Raw genomic sequence first — 13,114 nt, forward strand, 5'->3', positions numbered from 1 at the left:
GTAATGGGTTTGTTTTTGCTCTTGGCTTCTGCTTCTGTCCTGCCGACTAGGCACCTGCGTTAACCGTCACATCTTTTGCGTAGCAAAAGTGGGATGGTTAACATAGCAGGTATGCTTTAAGGGCTTCTTTAAAAACTTGAACCATATACATATATTTAATCATATGAGAAATGTATATCAAGCATGATGGTGCTGATTATTTTGTTGGTGTGTGTTAGCTGTGTATGCGTGCATGTGCTGTAGTGGTCTTCATTATGGTTATCTGTTATATGTGATATCTATATATTGATAACTAAAAGACGCAGACGGGTGCGTGCATACACATAAGGCGTATATAGGGGCGGGTATTATGCGAGACGATTTGTAAAAAAAGATGGTGGTTTAGGAAAGGTCAAAAGCTCTTCTGGTGGGTAAGAGCTTAGGAACCTTTGATTATTGTTCTGAGTTTTAACGTGTAAGGCGTGCGTTTTTAAGGTTTTATCTCGTATTTTAGTTTTGAAATTGCATCGTGTTTTTGCTTCGGGCTTGGCCCTGCACTGTATACGTCAAATGTGACTGTTCCTGTCTCATGTCCGACGATTGAGGCAATGAGTATTCCCGGCACGTCTGCACGTTGTAATTGCGTGATAACGGTCTTGCGGAAGCTGTGGAATACAAACTGGCTGTTATAGTTGAGGCTGGTCTTTAATCGCCCGAATTGCTTGCTGAGGGCGTCTGAGCGGTTGCCGTATTTGTTTCCTGCAGGTGACTCAATCAAGAAACCGTCTTTTGAATTACGGATCAACCTTTCTACGGTGTCCTGTATCTCCGGGTGTATCGGGGTGTGTCGCTCGCTGGCGGCAGTCTTTCCATCATAGAAGTAGAAGCATTTAACCCCTTCTTCGGTCACGATATCTTGAGCTTGAAGCTGGCAAAGCTCTTCAATACGTGCTCCGGTGTAAGCACCTAAAAGGATGAGATCTGTAAGGGTTTCGCGGTTTTTGGTGGCTTTTGCTGCGTCATAGAGCCTTGTAACGTCTTCTGGTGTGAATGCCTTCCTTTCCATAGATCCATCGTTCCTTTTGCTGCGATTGACTGGGAAATTGTGCTTTTCAAAGGGGGATTGCTGGTCGCGGTGCAGTTTTTTGAAATTTTCGTCGTGTTTAACGGCCCACTTCCAAAAACTGGAACCTGCGAATAGATATTGTTTTTTGGTCTTAATGGATAGGTCGAGCGTATCGAGATAGCTGGCAATGCTTTCGTGGTTGAGGTCGCGTTGCTCTGCCTCAAGCCAAGCACCAATCATTTTCAAGCGATTGGCCTGCGTATCTACTGTCTTTTGAATAATACCCTTGGTCTTGGTCTGATAGGCTTCAAATGAGGCTATTCTGTGAGTTGTGATAGGTGATTTGATTTTAAAGTTACTTGGGTTGTCGAGAATGGAGCGGATTTCTTCGATATTGCTGATGCTAATGGCATGGCCTGCGGTTATCCCGTAATGCTCGACGGTTTTTTGCAGGCGGGTGTAATCATTGATCCGCTCGATCTTGCGTTCGAGTGGGATATTTTCCTCCAACGCATACCATTTTTCTTTGAAAAGTTGGTATTCGAGGTAAGGTTTTTGGCTGTATAGGTCGTAGTTGGCGTCAAGAGCTTCTTTGGGACTTTGCCATTTGTGGCATTCGAGCATGATGTCGATAATGAGACTACCGAGTTCGTCCAAGGCTGTCTGAGTGAACCTTGGATCAACCTCGTTGCCCTTCTTGGGCATGACAAGGCTCATCAAAGCGTCTTCTTGGCTCGTGACAATCATCTTGGCGATGTTGTAGGACGCTTCCGGTAATTGAACTGGGATAGGCCCTGAAATGCGTTGCCGAGCGGCAGCGATGGCTTGCTTCCAAGTGTGTAGATATGGGTATTTCTTCGTTTGGGCTTCTGTCTTGTTGCCGGTTTTGAGCGATTCGGTGAACTCGCTGCGGTTCAAGACGTGCCGAACGTCCTTCGGGACGCTGAGGCGGACGTGCCATATGCCCGACCGTAAAACGAGGTTTTCGCTTGCCATTTTCTTCCCTGATCTGTGGGTTGTGATGGCAAAAAGGTAGCTGGTTTTTGATTGAATTTGTAGCAAAAATTTGTAGCAAAATCGCTTAAAATCGCTGCATCCATTGAGTTTAGAGGGTTTCAGGGTATTGTTCGGAAAGTCCCTATCTCTCCGCCATACACGTAGTAGCCGAAGCCCCCGAAAACGTTGAAGTTTTCGGGGGCTTCGTCGTTTTGGTGGTTTGGATCAGGGCAGCCATAGGCAAAATGGTTCTGTGATGTTGTCGGTGGGCAGTGTTTTTATTGCCCTGGAATCGTGTTTGCCGGGCTGGCCCCTTCGCGGGCACGCCCGCTGCCAAAGGGGACGGTGCTGCACCTGAAAACCTGTGGGAGCGGGCGTGCCCGCGAAGGGGCCGGTCCTGCCGACGCTGAGGACCGCAACATTTTGTCTTGAACTGCCAATAGCACCTTGGGCTACAATGCGGCCCTCTACTACACCACTCACGCCCAGGCCAAACGCCGTAATGATTACGCGCGCTGGGCGATGACTTTTTCTGACATGGATTCGTTGGATGCTTCGCGCCGTACTGGTCTTCCTTTTTGCCCAGCGCCGGGCGGCTGAATTGCCGCTCGCGACCAGTGCCGCGCCCCCTCTCAAATCAACGCACACCTTCGCCTGCCGCCGCCTGCCATTGGCTGCGGTACGCGGCTGTGCGCCCCATCGACAATGGAGTGCTCCACTTGCGTAAGAAATTCGTCGCGTCCCTACTGGCGGTCGCCATCGCTTCTACCACGGCCTGTGCACAGCTCGGGATCAGCAAAGAGCAAGCGGGCACGGTGATCGGTGGCCTGGCTGGCGTTGCCATCGGTTCGACCTTGGGCAGTGGCAACGGCAAGATTGCCGCCGCGCTGATCGCGGGTGGGATTGGCGCCTACGTCGGCAACCGCATCGGCAACATGCTCGATGAGAAGGACCAGCAGGCCCTGGCGCTGCGCACCCAGGAAGTACTGAGCCAGCAACAGGCAACGGCCAGCGCCCAGCCCGTGACCTGGAAGTCCGACCACTCTGGTGCCAGCGCGCAGATCGTGCCAGGCAAGGAATACACCAAGACCAAGCAGGTCGAGGTCAAGCGCGCGCCCAAGATCCAGGCCGTGCCGTCGATGAAGCTGATCAACGAACCGTATGTGACCACCAGCGACAACCTGAACGTACGCGCCGCGCCGAACGCCTCTGGCGAGAAGGTCGGCAGCCTGAAGAACCACACCGAGTTCACCGCAGTGGGCGCCACCGGCGACTGGATCCTGGTCGGGCGCAAGGGGGTGACCGTGGGCTACGTGCACAAGGACTACGTGGAGCCCAAGGCGCAGGCCGTGGCCAAGCGCGTGACCCCGGCGGTAAACCTGGACGAGCTGGACGTTGCCGCCAGCAAGGAAACCCAAGCCTTCGACCTGGACTCGCTGCAGTCGCTGCCCACCCAGACCGTTGCCGCCGAAGCGGCCTGCCGCCCGGTCACCGTCAGCCTGAAGGCGCAAAACGGCAAGACCGAACAAGAGCAGAACACCTTCTGCAAACAAGCCAACGGCACCTGGGAACTGATCTGAGGACTCCATGAAAAAGCACGCGCTCGCGCTGGCTGTGGTCGGCGTTTGTGGTCTGGTACCGCAAGCGTTCGCCCATGAGCTGGCCTATTCCAAGAAAGACAACATCAAGGTCGAAGTGCCTGGCGATGCCAGCACCTGGTGCAAACCCCAGGTCGACCTGACCATCAGCCGCCCAGCCTGGGATAACCAGGAACTGCTGACGGGCCTGCTGAGCAAGCTGCCGTTCGTGTTTGCCAAGGACTGCTCGACCGCCAAGGTGAGTTGGAAGGCAGTCGATGGCAACGGCAAGCTTTACGCCAGCGGCTCGGGCAATGCCAGCAACCTGGGGCTGGTGACACTGGCTGCTGCACCTGCCGTTGCCGCCCCGGCGCCTGCTGCACCGGAACCGGTACCGGAACCGGCAGCGGAGCAGGCACCTGCCCCGACCCCGGCACCTGCCACGGCAGCGGCCCCGGCAGCCGCCGAACCCGCCCCCGCGCTGGCACAACCGGCACCGGCGCCCGCCGTAGCGGCAGAACCAGCGCCTGCTGCGCCCGCCCAAGCCCCTGCTGCACCACCCGCGGCGGCCCCAGCCCCAGCAGTGGCCGCAGCCCCCAGCTCGGACTTTGGCCGCCCGGTGGTCCTGGCAAACCCCAACCTGATGCAGGTAACCGACGGCGCCGGCTGCAAATGGGTGCTGAGCAAGTCGATCATCGGCGCAGGCGACACCCTGTCGTTCGGTACCACCCCGGCCATGCCGTGCCCGGCCTCCGGCTTTGGCCAAGGCAGCTTCGACAGAATCAGCTGGAAAGCGGTGGGTACCTATCGCGGCGATAACTGGGACAAGGTCTATGCCCACCCCAGTGGCCTGATCTTCACCAAGCGCCTGGAGGCCGCAGTGAAGGACAAGGCGGTTTCCTACCTGACTGCCGACGCAGACCAGGCCGCATTCCTGGTGGGTGAGATCCCCGGCCGGCAGATGAAGGTGTACCTGACCTTCAGTCGTTCCAGCTATGGCGTATTGCGCCCGTTCGGCAGCGACCCGTACTACGTGGCGGTCACCCCGGACGAATCATTTGCCCTGGACCCGGCCAAGTACAAGGAGGCCGCGCTGGAGATCTTCGACCTGGTCAAGACCGCCTCGCCGTCCACCACCGATGTGGCCACCCTGTTGATCGTCAAGGACATCTCGGCCATCACCAACAGCCTTTGGGGCAATGACGCGCAGAAGATCACCCGCAACCGCATCGGCATCAACCGCCAAGGCCTGTTCTTCGATGTGCGCGACGGTGCCAACTGGGCGGTACAGCGTGAGCAGCAACGCCAGCGCGAGCTGCGCCAGCGCCAGCAGGAACTGGCGCGCGTGCACACCCGTGTGCTGGAGCGCTACCAGCAGCTGCAGGACGGCATGAGCGAGTTCAAGGGGCGTGAAACCGAGGCACTGGCGCAGATGGCCGGCATCAAGGTGCGCTTCGCGTCGCCACTGGAGCAGCAGAACCCGGCGACCTCGGCCACTGTGGCGACGATGATGGTGCATGTAACCGGCAAGCAGGGCGACTTCTACAACATCGATTTCCCGAGCAAAGGCCGCCTGGTCGCGGACGAGGAATACGGCGAGGGCTGGTACGTAACCCAAGTGGCCAACGCCACGCCGTACTACCCGCTGGACGACGGCCGCGCGGTGCCCACCTACCGCGCCTACAGCGCCGGCGAGCCTGCGGCCTGCAAGCAGGAACACTGTGCCGACCGCGTATCGTTCGGTGCCGTACTGGCCAAGGAATTCCCCAACGCCGGCATCGATTTCAGCTGGACCCCCGAGGTCTCCCAACAGTACGTGAACGACTGGAACAACGCTTCCGCCATGGTCCAGTGAGGCAAACACCATGATCAAACAGATGAACAAGAAGCAGCTGCTGATGGGCGGTGTGGCCGCAGCGGTGCTGGTGCTTGGCGGTGGCTATGCCCTGCTTTCCAGCTCGGGCAAGAAGGCTGCGATGGCCTACTACGACGACTTCAAGGAGCGCTACTTCCTGGAAGACGTCTTGTCAGAGGGCGACATTTCCTACTCGGCGTTTTCCGGCAACCTGACCGTGGCCGACCCGGAGATCCGCGTGGCCGCTGCACAGACCAACGGGGCTCAGCAGTTCATGCGCGGCCTGTCAGGCCTGATGGAGTCGGTGCAGGGCAGTTCGGCTGAGGAAGGCCTGGCCGGTTGGGCCAAGTACCAGCTCAACGCCAGCCGTGATGTGGCCGGCGTGTACCTGAAGGCAGATGCGCTGAAGCTGGCCCATGACGGGGACAGCAAGGACGGCAGTATCCATGTGCAGTTGCTGGGCATGCAGATGGGCAACCCGTTCGTGGCCACCAAGGGCGCCGAGGTGGTGTTGGTGGCCGATGTCAGCGACGAGATCCAGCCACGGGCCGAGCTGCTCGCCAACGGGCGCGCCGCCCCGTCGAGTTTCAACTGGGGGGGCAACATGGCCGTGCGCCAGCCGCTGACCGGTGCCTTCCTGGTCAGCAGTACCGGCGACTTTGGTACCACGGTCGACCTGGACTTCACCATCAAGCGCTCCAGCGACGGTGAAGGCTCGATGACGTTCGTGGTTACCCACCGCAACGACGGCTCCAAGGTCGGTGAGATCGTGCGCAAGGCGGAGTTCCAGTCGCTGCCGGAGCTGGACGATGTTGAAACCCAGCTCAAGAGCGCCCTGAGTGCCATGGTGATCGGTGCCTACAGCGCGTATTCCGGCCAGGCGGTGCTGGCGGAGGCGGTGAGCGGCTTTGCCCGCAAGGCCAAGGTCGAGAACTACACCTTGAGCTACAGCGGCTTCAAGCCGCTCAAGCAGGCGTTCAACGATTACCAGCAGCGGGTTCCCAAGGCCAAGTTCGCGGCATTCTGCCAGGAAGTGGGGCTGTCATCGTGGAGCAGTGATTTCGGCACGAAGGCGAAGAACCACAGCGACTCCGAATGTGCCATCGGGCAGAAGCTGGTCGAAGACGGCCAGTTCGAGGAAACCTACACCTTCAAGGAAGGCAAGAGCCTGTTCGCAGCAGTGTTCGTGAGCAAGGCGTACCAGCTGGAAACCGATTGATAGGGGAGGGCTGAGCATTCAAGACCCTGCGACTTGGATCCAATGCTCAGTTTCTGTATCATCCCGCCGCCATCAGACGATGGCCGCAAATGTTTCATTTAAAGGACTTAGTAATGAAAAAGCTGTTCAAGGCCACTGTAGCCGTTGCTGTCGTTTCGGGTGTTGCCCTGCTGTCGGGTTGCACTGGCCAGGTTTACAACCAACCGAAAAACTGCACCTACGACTACCTGTTCCACCCTTCGGTTTCCATCTCCAAGATCATCGGTGGCTGCGGCCCGATCGATAAACTGCCTCAGCAGCAGTAATCTTGGCGGTACCCTGATCGCGCCCCTTGCGGCGTGATCCAATGCCCCCGGTCATGCAAATGGCCGGGGGTTTTTGTTTTCCCGGCAAGGGTTACCAGCGCAGCGAAACGGTGCCGAGCAAGGTGCGCTCTTCACCCCAGTAGCAGCGCCCGGCGTTATTGCAGCCGGCCACGTATTCTTTGTCGAACAGGTTGCGCGCGTTCACCTCTACCGACCAGTTGTCGTCTATCGCGTAGCCTACCTTGGCGTCGACCAAGGTTACGTCACCCGTGCTCGCTGAGGTCGCTGTTCAGTTCAAGCTCCACACCCTTGGCGCGGCTGGCGCCGATCTGACGGTAGTCACCCACGGCCGCGTCGTAGAGCACATCGTCCTTTTTGCGCAGGTCGAACACCGATGCGGTAAAGGCGGTGTTCCAGCCTTTGGGTTCGTACTTGATGCCGAGTTCGTACTCCTCGCTGGTGGTGGGGTCGAGTGGGCCGCTTCTGCTTTCGGTCTGCTGGGTCGGGGCGAAGGCGGTGGCATAGCTGGCGTACGGTGACAGGCCATTGTCGAACTGGTACATCACGCCGGTTTGCCAGGTGAACTTGCTGTCCCAGCTGTTCATGTCGGCCGCGGCGTTGAGGGTGCCTGCCTTGTTGCGGTATTGGCTGTTGACCCGGTCCAGGCTCAGCCCTGCCAGCACGGTGTGGTCGAAGGCGCCGGGGGTGAAGTGGCCTTCGAACTGGTTGTCCAGCGAGTAGGCGATGGACTTGTTATAGCGGTCGTAGGCCGTGTTGCCGAGGGTACTGCCGAAGCCGTTGTCGTTCAGGTTGCCTGGCCACATTTCTTGGCGGTCGATGCGCGACTGCAGGTAGCGCGAGTTCTGGCGGAACTGCCAGGTGTCGTTGAAGCGGTGGCTGAACGCGTAACCCAGGGTCCAGGTTTCCCGCTCGAAGTTGTCCCAGTCCGGGTTGCCGGACAACTGGTCCTTGTCGATCTTGCCGTTGGGGTTGTGCAGCAGGGTACCGGCGGCGGGGAAGCCCAGCTCCATCAGGGTGCGGTCGCGCTGATAGGTGGCCAGCACGGTCAGGCTGTTGTCATCATCGAAATTCAGCGTCAGCGAGGGGGCAAGGTACAGGCGGTCGTCGGGCTGGTGGTCGACCTGGGTATCGGCGTTGCGGCCCAGCATCACCAGGCGGCCCAGTACATTGCCCGCATCGGTCAATGGCCCGGAAATGTCCACGCCCAGCTGGCGGCGGTTGTGCGAGCCGTAGCTCAGTTGCACTTCCCCGCGGGGCTCGGCGGTGGGCTGCTTGCTGACCAGGTTGACCACGCCGCCGGGGGCGTTTTCACCGTACAGGATCGAAGTCGGCCCGCGGAACACTTCCACCCGCTCCAGGCCATAGGGTTCGCTGCTGGTGTCGTAGCGGTTGCCCTGTACCCGCAGGCCGTCGCGCGGCAGGCCATAACCGTAATCGGTAGCGTTGAAGCCGCGAATGAAGAACAGGTCGCCGGCCTGGCCATCGCCGCCGGCGAAGGGCGGCGAGAAAATGCCCGGCACATAGCCCAGCACTTCGGTGAGGGTTTGTGACTGCTGGTCGTCCAGGCGCTGGCGGGTCACCACCGAGACAGAGCGTGGGGTATCGGCCAGGGCGCTGCTGGTCTTGCTGGCCGTGCTGCTGGCGACCGCACGGTAACCCGTGTCGCTCTGGCCGTTGCTGACCAGCAGGGTGGCTGCATTGATCGCGGTAGCGTCCAGTTGCAGGGCGTTGCCCTCGGCCAGCGGTTGCAGCACATAGCCGGCGTTGCCTTGCGCAACCGCTTGCAAGCCGCTGCCCTGTAGCAGGCGGGCCAGGCCCTGCGCCACGCTGTAGCGGCCTTGCAGGCCCTGGCTGAGCTTGCCGGCGGCCAGCTCGTTGCTGCCGGCCAGGTAGATGCCGGCCTGGCTGCTGAACTGGTTGAGGGCGCTGGCCAGCGAGCCGGGGGCGCGGTGCGGCGGCACACAGCGAAAGCGGCGCGGCAAGCGCCAGGCGAAGCATGGGTTGGAAGGGCGTCGGCATGCGGGTCTCTGGAGTCGGTAAGGTGAGTTGGACGGGCTATGCCGGGTTAACCGAACGCGATTGGAAAAAGGGAACTGGCTTGGCATTGATTTTCATAACTGATGAACACCGCGTCGCCTGCTTCGCGGGCTCGCCCGCTCCCACAGGTACTGCGCCGGCTTCGAGTTCACGCTGTCTGTGTGGGAGCGGGCATGCCCGCGAAGAATCCAGCGCGATGCAAGGCGCTGGGTTCAAAGGTGTTCAGGTATCAAGCCGGCTCGACTGTGACCCACCACGGCGTCAGCCGCTGCACCCGCACCGGCAGTGCCGCTTGCAGCAATTCCAGCGCCCGGTCGGTGTCGTTGAGCGGAAACGCCCCCATCACCGACAACGTGGCCACCTCCGGGTGCCAGCCCAGGTGCCCATGGCGATAGCGCCCGAGCGTTTGCAGCAAATGCGCCAAGGGCATGCCTTCGGCGTTCAGTCTGTGCTGAACTGCAATCGGCAAGATGTTTTGCCTGCGCGCCATGGGACAACCTGCCGCCTTGACGCAAAGGGCTGCAATTTGTTTGTGCAGGCATTTCAAGTACAATCGGCAAAACGATTCAGCCATGTCAGTCAATGCGACAAAGGCAGGGTCGTTTTTTCGTTCTCTAGCTGCTGAACAATGATCAATAACAAGCCTGCGCTGAAGAACACGCTTTACTTGGGCCAGCCACAGGCCCTCCCTCTGTTCTTATGACTGGAATTGATCAATGTTCAAGAAAGCTGGCAAGACCTTGCTGGGTCTGGCTGTCGCTGCAAGCTGCATGCAAGCGCACGCCGCAGAAACCAAGAAAGTCGACGTACTGCTGGTCGGCGGCGGCATCATGAGCTCCACCCTGGCCGTGTGGCTGCACGAGCTGGAGCCAAGCTGGTCGATGGAAATGGTCGAGCGCCTGGACGGCGTGGCCGAAGAAAGCTCCAACGGCTGGAACAACGCCGGTACCGGCCACTCGGCGCTGGCCGAGCTGAACTACACCCCGGAAGACAAAGACGGCAACATCAATATCTCCAAGGCCATCGAAATCAACGAGGCCTTCCAGATTTCCCGTCAGTTCTGGTCGTGGCAGGTCCGCCAGGGCGTGCTGAAGAACCCGCATTCGTTCATCAACACCACCCCGCACATGAGCTTCGTCTGGGGCGATGACAACATCAAGTTCCTGAAGAAGCGTTACGACGCGCTGCAGGCCAGCCCGCTGTTCCGCCCGATGCAGTACTCCGAGGACCACGCGCAGATCGCCAAGTGGGTCCCGCTGATGATGGAAGGCCGCGACCCGAACCAGAAGCTGGCCGTGACCTGGACGCCAATCGGCACCGACGTGAACTTCGGCGAGATCACCCGCCAGTTCGTTGGCCACCTGCAAACCCAGAAAGGCTTCGACCTGAAGCTGTCCAGCGAAGTGCAGGACATCACCCGCAACAAGGACGGCTCCTGGCACGTCGAGTACAAGAACCTGAAGGACGGTACCGAGTCGGCCACCGACGCCAAGTTCCTGTTCATCGGTGCCGGCGGTGGTGCCCTGAAGCTGCTGCAGAAGTCGGGCATTCCAGAAGCCAAGGAATACGCAGGTTTCCCGGTGGGTGGCTCGTTCCTGGTCACCGAGAACCCGACCGTGGCCATGCAGCACATGGCCAAGGCCTACGGTATTGCTTCGACCGGCGCGCCACCCATGTCGGTACCGCACCTGGACACCCGTGTGCTGGACGGCAAGCGCGTGGTCCTGTTTGGCCCATTCGCCACCTTCTCCACCAAGTTCCTGAAGAACGGTTCGTACCTGGACCTGCTGAGCACCACCACCCCCCACAACGTGTGGCCGATGACCAAGGTCGGTATCGAGCAGTACCCGCTGGTGGAGTACCTCGCTGGCCAGCTGATGCTGTCTGACGACGACCGCTTCGAAGCCCTGCGCACCTACTTCCCGAACGCCAAGAAGGAAGACTGGAAACTGTGGCAGGCCGGCCAGCGCGTGCAGATCATCAAGCGTGATGCCGAGAAGGGTGGCGTGCTGAAGCTGGGTACCGAAGTGGTGGCCTCCGAAGACCGCACCATCGCAGGCCTGCTGGGCGCCTCGCCAGGTGCTTCGACCGCTGCGCCGATCATGCTCAACGTGCTGGAAACCGTGTTCAAGGAGAAGGTCGCTACCCCAGAGTGGCAGGCCAAGATCAAGCAGATCGTTCCGAGCTACGGTACCAAGCTCAATGATTCGGCAGCGGCCACCCAGAAAGAGTGGAACTACACCGCTGAAGTACTGCAACTGGAGAAGCCACCGGTGATCGACGCCAGCGTTGGTACCACCGTTGCGCCAAGCCAACCGGTTGAAAGCAAGCCAGAGAACGACATGGCGCTGTAATTGGCCGCCAGGTTGTGATCGAAAGCCACGGGGGTGACCTCGTGGCTTTTTTGTTGCCTGTTCGGGGCTGTTTGCGGCGCAGGGCAGGTATTACTGCTGGCGCAGAATGCACGCCAGCAACCCCGGGAAGCGGGCCTCCAGCATTTCGCTGCGCAGCGAATTCATATGGGTTGTGCCCACATTGCGGGTATGCACCAACCCCGCATCACGCAAGACGCGAAAGTGGTGGGACATGCTCGACTTGGGCCGGCCGCCGTCCAGTTCGCCGCACGTGGCTTCGGCCACACCGGCCAGCTGGCGCACGATGCCCATGCGCACGGGGTCGCTCAGGGCGTACAGCAGGCGCTCCAGCACCAGGTCTTCAGGGTTGGGATGTTTATAGGCTCGCATGCTGCACATGATACCGGGGGTTTCCATTATTGCCATAGTTCGATTATGATCGAACAATCGTATCCACATAGCCCGGGAGTTTCCCATGTCCGCGTTGTTCCAACCTTACACCCTCAAGGACGTCACCCTGCGCAACCGCATCGCCATTCCGCCGATGTGCCAGTACATGGCCGAGGACGGCATGATCAACGACTGGCACCATGTGCACCTGGCCGGCATGGCCCGTGGCGGTGCCGGCTTGCTGGTGGTCGAAGCCACGGCGGTGGCACCGGAGGGGCGCATTACCCCCGGCTGCGCCGGCATCTGGAGCGACGCCCATGCCCAGGCGTTCGTACCGGTGGTACAGGCGATCAAGGCAGCAGGTTCGGTACCGGGCATCCAGATCGCCCACGCCGGGCGCAAGGCCAGCGCCAACCGGCCCTGGGAAGGTGACGACCATATTGCCGCCGACGATGCCCGCGGCTGGGAAACCATTGCCCCGTCGGCCATTGCCTTTGGTGCACACCTGCCCAAAGTGCCGCGTGCCATGACCCTGGAGGACATCGCCCGGGTCAAGCAGGACTTCGTCGATGCCGCCCGCCGTGCACGCGATGCCGGCTTCGAGTGGATCGAGCTGCACTTTGCCCACGGCTACCTGGGGCAGAGCTTCTTCTCCGAGCACTCCAACAAGCGTACCGATGCCTACGGTGGCAGTTTCGACAACCGCAGCCGCTTCCTGCTGGAAACCCTGGCGGCAGTACGTGAAGTGTGGCCAGAAAACCTGCCGCTGACGGCGCGTTTTGGCGTGCTGGAATACGACGGCCGTGATGAGCAGACCCTGGAAGAGTCGATCGAGTTGGCGCGGCGGTTCAAGGCTGGCGGCCTGGACCTGCTGAGCGTGAGTGTCGGCTTTACCATCCCTGATACCAACATCCCATGGGGCCCGGCGTTCATGGGACCGATTGCCGAGCGTGTGCGCCGTGAAGCCAAGCTGCCGGTGACGTCGGCGTGGGGTTTCGGTACCCCGCAGCTGGCCGAAGCGGCATTGCAGGCCAACCAGCTGGACCTGGTGTCGGTAGGCCGCGCGCACCTGGCCGACCCGCACTGGGCCTACTTTGCGGCCAAGGAGCTGGGGGTGGAAAAAGCCTCCTGGACCTTGCCGGCGCCTTATGCGCACTGGCTTGAGCGTTATCGCTGATATCGAGCGCCGCCCGCGCGGCGCATCGCGAGCTGGCGCTCGCTCATTGTAAGTTGTGACTGATCTGGCGGGAGAAGATATTACCGTTAGGCTGAAGAAGCACTTCCGGGCAGGCCGATCGGTCCTGAAGGCAGGTTT

8 protein-coding genes and 2 pseudogenes are annotated in these 13,114 nt (G+C 60.0%); 6 read left to right on the plus strand and 4 right to left on the minus strand.

Features of this window, described 5'->3' with window-relative positions; all coding sequences use genetic code 11:
* Nucleotides 1-469: 469 nt before the first annotated feature.
* Complete coding sequence (locus tag B3361_RS16305) at nucleotides 470-2,041, minus strand: tyrosine-type recombinase/integrase (protein ID WP_312159252.1); 1,572 nt, start codon at nucleotides 2,039-2,041, stop codon at nucleotides 470-472.
* Between the two features lie 719 nt (nucleotides 2,042-2,760).
* On the opposite strand from B3361_RS16305, the gene B3361_RS16310 reads away from it, so the two are divergent.
* The 4 genes from B3361_RS16310 (at nucleotide 2,761) to B3361_RS16325 (ending at nucleotide 6,997) form a co-directional block, all read left to right on the plus strand.
* Complete coding sequence (locus B3361_RS16310) at nucleotides 2,761-3,621, plus strand: SH3 domain-containing protein (RefSeq protein ID WP_009681801.1); 861 nt, start codon at nucleotides 2,761-2,763, stop codon at nucleotides 3,619-3,621.
* Nucleotides 3,622-3,628: 7 nt separating this feature from the next.
* A complete protein-coding gene (locus B3361_RS16315; RefSeq protein WP_054905776.1) occupies nucleotides 3,629-5,473 on the plus strand; it encodes a hypothetical protein in 1,845 nt (614 codons plus the stop codon).
* A 10-nt stretch (nucleotides 5,474-5,483) separates the two neighbouring features.
* A complete protein-coding gene (locus B3361_RS16320; protein ID WP_054905777.1) occupies nucleotides 5,484-6,692 on the plus strand; it encodes a hypothetical protein in 1,209 nt (402 codons plus the stop codon).
* Between the two features lie 113 nt (nucleotides 6,693-6,805).
* A complete protein-coding gene (locus tag B3361_RS16325; RefSeq protein WP_003254720.1) occupies nucleotides 6,806-6,997 on the plus strand; it encodes a YhfL family protein in 192 nt (63 codons plus the stop codon).
* A gap of 91 nt (nucleotides 6,998-7,088) precedes the next feature.
* Here the strand turns inward: B3361_RS16325 and B3361_RS16330 are convergent.
* Nucleotides 7,089-9,037, minus strand: a pseudogene (locus B3361_RS16330) (TonB-dependent siderophore receptor).
* Between the two features lie 247 nt (nucleotides 9,038-9,284).
* Nucleotides 9,285-9,512: pseudogene (locus B3361_RS16335) on the minus strand (iron dicitrate transport regulator FecR); the annotation flags it as partial.
* Nucleotides 9,513-9,771: 259 nt separating this feature from the next.
* Here B3361_RS16335 and mqo point away from each other — a divergent pair.
* Nucleotides 9,772-11,409, plus strand: coding sequence for a malate dehydrogenase (quinone) (mqo, locus tag B3361_RS16340; protein ID WP_009681756.1), 1,638 nt, complete (start codon nucleotides 9,772-9,774; stop codon nucleotides 11,407-11,409).
* 90 nt (nucleotides 11,410-11,499) lie between these two features.
* Here mqo and B3361_RS16345 read toward each other — a convergent pair whose 3' ends face one another.
* The gene (locus B3361_RS16345; protein ID WP_029886571.1) at nucleotides 11,500-11,835 is read right to left on the minus strand and encodes an ArsR/SmtB family transcription factor; all 336 of its coding nucleotides are present in this window, start codon (nucleotides 11,833-11,835) and stop codon (nucleotides 11,500-11,502) included.
* A gap of 49 nt (nucleotides 11,836-11,884) precedes the next feature.
* Here B3361_RS16345 and xenA point away from each other — a divergent pair, with 49 nt between their 5' ends.
* Nucleotides 11,885-12,976, plus strand: a complete 1,092-nt coding sequence (gene xenA / locus B3361_RS16350; protein ID WP_009681758.1) for a xenobiotic reductase XenA — start codon at nucleotides 11,885-11,887, stop codon at nucleotides 12,974-12,976.
* The last annotated feature ends 138 nt before the right edge of the window (nucleotides 12,977-13,114 follow it).

Source organism: Pseudomonas sp. UBA6699 (genome assembly GCF_002454615.1).
Classification (GTDB): Bacteria; Pseudomonadota; Gammaproteobacteria; order Pseudomonadales; family Pseudomonadaceae; genus Aquipseudomonas; species Aquipseudomonas juntendi.

Excerpts from the sequence above, each read along its gene's own strand:
- B3361_RS16305 (WP_312159252.1), bottom strand. The coding sequence starts at position 2,041 with ATGGCAAGCGAAAACCTCGTTTTACGGTCGGGCATATGGCACGTCCGC.
- B3361_RS16315 (WP_054905776.1), top strand. The coding sequence starts at position 3,629 with ATGAAAAAGCACGCGCTCGCGCTGGCTGTGGTCGGCGTTTGTGGTCTG.
- B3361_RS16320 (WP_054905777.1), top strand. The coding sequence starts at position 5,484 with ATGATCAAACAGATGAACAAGAAGCAGCTGCTGATGGGCGGTGTGGCC.
- B3361_RS16325 (WP_003254720.1), top strand. The coding sequence starts at position 6,806 with ATGAAAAAGCTGTTCAAGGCCACTGTAGCCGTTGCTGTCGTTTCGGGT.
- mqo (WP_009681756.1), top strand. The coding sequence starts at position 9,772 with ATGTTCAAGAAAGCTGGCAAGACCTTGCTGGGTCTGGCTGTCGCTGCA.
- B3361_RS16345 (WP_029886571.1), bottom strand. The coding sequence starts at position 11,835 with ATGGCAATAATGGAAACCCCCGGTATCATGTGCAGCATGCGAGCCTAT.
- xenA (WP_009681758.1), top strand. The coding sequence starts at position 11,885 with ATGTCCGCGTTGTTCCAACCTTACACCCTCAAGGACGTCACCCTGCGC.